At 56.1% G+C, this 3,322-nt stretch carries 3 protein-coding genes; 2 read left to right on the forward strand and 1 reads right to left on the reverse strand.

The genetic code is table 11. From position 1 onward, the window contains the following. Positions 1-2,323, forward strand: a 2,323-nt coding sequence (locus tag ACESLU_RS13315) for an amidohydrolase family protein (protein ID WP_372639119.1), incomplete at its 5' end; no start/stop codon positions are given. Here the strand turns inward: ACESLU_RS13315 and ACESLU_RS13320 are convergent. Beyond that, on the reverse strand, positions 2,316-2,819 hold the full coding sequence (locus tag ACESLU_RS13320) for a Fur family transcriptional regulator (RefSeq protein WP_372639120.1): 504 nt from the start codon (positions 2,817-2,819) through the stop codon (positions 2,316-2,318). The genes ACESLU_RS13315 and ACESLU_RS13320 overlap by 8 nt on opposite strands. Positions 2,820-3,005: 186 nt before the next feature. Between ACESLU_RS13320 and ACESLU_RS13325 the strand changes: the two genes are divergently transcribed. Then, positions 3,006-3,322: AMP-binding protein (locus tag ACESLU_RS13325; RefSeq protein WP_372639121.1), on the forward strand; the 317-nt coding region annotated here is incomplete at its 3' end.

Genomic DNA, 3,322 nt, shown 5'->3' on the forward strand with positions numbered 1-3,322 from the left:
CGACCGGGAGAGCGAAGTGCTCCCTTTTGAAGCGGAGGTGAAGCAACAGGTCACCGAAGCCGTAACCTTCCGGCAGGAACCAGCGCCTGACCGATTTACCGCCAGGGCGATCCGCCACGCGGTCACCTCACCCGACGGCCGGCTTCTGGTCTTCAATGCAGCGGGTTACCTGTGGAAGAAAGAGCTCCCGGACGGAAGCCCCGAGCGCCTGACCGGCGGCGACGCTTTTGAATTTGAGCCTTCGTTTTCCCCCGACGGCCACAAGCTGCTCTACGTGACCTGGAGCGACACCGCGCTGGGCGCCATCAAGGCGCTGGATGTGAACAATCCCGATGCCCGGCCACGGACGATCACGACGCGGAAAGGAATCTACCGGCAGCCTTCGTTTTCGCCGGACGGAGAAACCATTGTCTACCGCAGGGAAGACGGGAACAACCAGCAGGGCTTTGCCTATACCACCGATCCCGGCATTTACACCATGCCGGCTTCCGGGGGCGAGAGCACCCTGGTCACCGAAGAGGGAAACCGTCCACAGTTCAGTGCCGACGGCGAACGTATTTTCTACCTGGGGGGCAGTTACCTGGACAACTCCTACGAAAGCGTGGACCGGTCGGGCAACAACAAGCGCGTGCATTTTACCTCCAAATACGGGAATAATTTTGTGCCCGGACCCGATAACAAGTGGGTGGCCTTTAATCATCTCTTTAAAGTATATGTGGCGCCGATGCCGCAAGCCGGAACGGGCATTGACCTGAGTGCCGATACCAGGGCGATCCCGGTCACGCACGTGGCAGAGGACGCGGGGATCAACCTGCACTGGTCCGCCGACGGCCAGATCCTTCACTGGACGCTCGGAGAGGAGTATTTTTCGGTGGGATTGGAGGAAGCGTTTGACTTTCTGAAAGGAGAAGGAGGGGGACAGTCGGACAAAGAGCTGCCGCTGGATACCCATGAGGGCCTTGACATTGGCCTGGAAATGGAAAGCGACAAGCCCTCGGGCGTGATAGCCCTGACAAATGCACAGGTTATCACCATGAACGGCAATGAAGTGATCCAGAACGGCACGGTGTTGGTCCGCGGCAACCGCATCTCCGAAGTAGGTCCCGCAGCCGGGGTGGAAGTGCCCGGCCATGCCGAGGTCATCGACGCGGAAGGCAAAACCGTGATGCCGGGCATCGTGGATGTCCATGCTCATATCGGCAACTTCAGGGAGGGGCTCAGTCCCCGGCAGCAGTGGGAGTATTTCGCCAACTTGGCGTACGGCGTAACCACGGCGCACGATCCCTCCTCCAATACCGAGATGGTCTTTTCGCATGCCGAGGCGGTACGGGCCGGACACATGACAGGGCCTCGTATTTTTTCGACGGGACGGATTTTATACGGGGCCGAGGGGGAGTACAAAGCCGTGGTCAACAGCCTGGAGGATGCCCGGTCCGCCATCGAACGCACGAAGGCGTTTGGGGCGTTTTCGGTGAAGAGCTATAACCAGCCGCGGCGCGACCAGCGGCAGCAGGTCATTAAAGCCGCGCGTGAGCTCGGGGTGATGGTGATGCCGGAAGGGGGCTCTACCTTTACACACAACATGAGCATGATTATGGACGGACACACGGGTATTGAGCACAACATCCCCATTTTCCCGGTCTACAGGGATGTACAGGAATTGTGGAGGGCCAGTGATACCGGGTACACGCCCACCCTCGTAGTCAATTACGGGAGCGTGAGCGGTGAGTACTACTGGTACCAGAACACCAGGGTGTGGGAGAAAGAACGGCTGCTCAATTTCACCCCGCGCGGCATCGTGGACGCGAGATCGCGCCACCGGAAAATGATCCCGCAGGAAGAATACGAAAACGGTCACATGCTGAGCGCGGCCACCGCTAAGAACCTGTTGCGCGAAGGAGTGAATGTCAACCTGGGGGCGCACGGCCAGCTGCAGGGACTCGGGGCCCACTGGGAGCTCTGGATGATGCACCAGGGGGGGATGACGGAGCTGGAGGCCCTGGAAGTTGCCACCATCAACGGCGCGCGGTATATCGGCATGGATCACGAGCTGGGATCGATCGAGGAGGGCAAGCTGGCGGATTTGATTGTCATCGACGGCAACCCGCTGGAGGATATCCGAAGTACCGAGCAAGTGGCCTATACGATGGTCAACGGCCGGTTATACGATTCCGCCACGATGAATGAGATAGGCAATCATCCCGGTAAGCGGCTCCCGTTCTGGTGGGAGCGGGAGGGGTATCCCGCCGGTTTCGACTGGCATGCTCAGACAGGGGGACACAGCCGCGTCCAGTGCAGCTGTGGCTACCAGCCGGTTAACTGACTTTGAACTTCTTGCCGGATTTGACTTCCCGGCGGCGGGAGCACGCTTCTTCATCCTTGCAGGTACCGAAGAAATGCAGCGAATGGCCGGAGATATTGAAATCATGGATCTTTTCCATCATCGTCTGTATCTCCTGGATACGGGGGTCACAGAACTCTATTACTGCGCCGCATTCCTGGCAGATAATATGATCGTGCTGCTGGTAGGCATAGGCGCGTTCGTAGTAATACTGATTTTCGCCAAACTGCTGGCGCTGCACCAGCCCGCATTCCACCAGCAGATCGAGCGTATTATAGACCGTAGCCCGTGACACGCGGGTGCCGCCATCCTTCATGTTAAAAAAGATGTCATCGGCATCGAAGTGGCCGTCGGCCCGGTAAATTTCACCGAGGACCATAAAGCGCTCAGGCGTCTGCCGCTGGTTGTGTTCTTTTAAATAGGAGCTGAAAATCTCCTTTACCAAATCAATTGTTTCTTCGCTTGCTGGATGAGCCATGAGAGTATATTTTCTTTTTCATTGATATTAATATAAGGAATTGGTACACCTAATAAAACACTATTGCGGACGGGATATGGTATATTATAGATTGCTGAACTTTCCATTCAGAATGTTATATTCGGTTTGTAAGCGTCGTTTTTATGATCAGATCACACAGGTAACGATAATTAACCGAAGGGATGTATGCCAACTGTTGTAGCGTTTGAAACACTGACGGAATTATTTTTGAATCTAACGAAAAAGTATGAAGGTGATACGAAGACGGCTTTCGCCCGAAAACCTTTGACGGATGAGCCGTATGAGACGATTTCGTGGGATGAGGTTGCCAGCGATGTTCAGACGCTGTCCGCATATCTGGTAAGACATGGGATCGAGGCCGGCGACCGGGTGGCCATCCTCAGTGAAAACCGCTACGAATGGGCGGTTTTCGATCTGGCGCTGCAGCTTATTGGCGGCGTTAATGTATCGCTGTACACGTCGCTGCCTGCGGGACAGGTTAA

The sequence above is a fragment of the Fodinibius sp. genome (genome assembly GCF_041642155.1).
Taxonomy (GTDB): Bacteria; Bacteroidota; Rhodothermia; order Balneolales; family Balneolaceae; genus Fodinibius.

Bases quoted from the DNA above. Each gene is read 5' to 3' on its own strand.
- ACESLU_RS13320 (WP_372639120.1), bottom strand. From the start codon at position 2,819: ATGGCTCATCCAGCAAGCGAAGAAACAATTGATTTGGTAAAGGAGATT.